The organism is Microvirga aerilata, from assembly GCF_016743775.1.
Classification (GTDB): domain Bacteria; phylum Pseudomonadota; class Alphaproteobacteria; order Rhizobiales; family Beijerinckiaceae; genus Microvirga; species Microvirga aerilata.
Window position 1 is genome coordinate 1 of record NZ_JAEQMY010000340.1, and the last position, 795, is coordinate 795.

The 795-nt window shown below is 66.2% G+C and carries 1 protein-coding gene; it reads right to left on the bottom strand.

Annotation, left to right across the window (positions count from 1 at the left end):
* Nucleotides 1-795, bottom strand: a 795-nt coding sequence (locus tag JKG68_RS32715) for an IS5 family transposase (RefSeq protein WP_202066638.1), incomplete at its 5' end; no start/stop codon positions are given.

Consider the following 795-nt stretch of genomic DNA (forward strand, 5'->3'; position numbering starts at 1 on the left):
CTAGAGGCTGTTATGGACTGCGATGTAGTTTACAGCCTGCCGTAGCATGATGCAGACCAGTGCAATGACATGCAGGTCAGCAAGAGTTTGAGGTAAGCGCTCGTAATCGCGCACGAGCCGGCGAAAACGGGTTGCCCATCCGAAGGTTCGCTCAACCACCCACCGGCGCGGCAACAGTACGAAACCGCGCTTGGCCTCAGGCAGTTTGACCACCTCCAGCTCGATCCCATGCTCGCGGGCGGCCGCCGCCGGCTTCGCGCCCGTGTAGCCCTGATCGACATAAGCCAGATCGACGCTCTCGCCGGTGGCCACCTGCACAGCTTGGGCCAGTTGTCCCACCTCGGCTCGATCATCAGCCGTAGCGGGGGTGACGTGAGCCGCCAGGAGATGCCCCAGCGTGTCCACCGCCATATGCAGCTTGGAGCCCTTCTTGCGCTTGGCCCCATCATAGCCGGCGCGGGCGCCACTCTCCGGCGTGGAGCGCAACGTGCGGCTGTCGAGCACCGCGGCCGAGGGCTCCTCGCTGCGTCCAGCCGCCAGGCGCAGCACGGCGCGAAGATCGTGCGCCAGCTCCTCGAAGCAGCCGGCATTGAGCCAGCGCTGGGCCTGCTGGTAGACGGCCGCCCAGGGCGGCAGGTCGTTGGGCATCCAGCGCCAGGGTGCCCCTGTTTTGATGATGTAGCGCAGCCCGTTGAACACCTCGCGCAGGGAGTGCTCCCGCTGGCCCGCTTCTTCGGGCAGGAGCGTCAGGTAGGGCGCCACCAGCGCCCATTCCTCATCGGAGACATCGGAGGG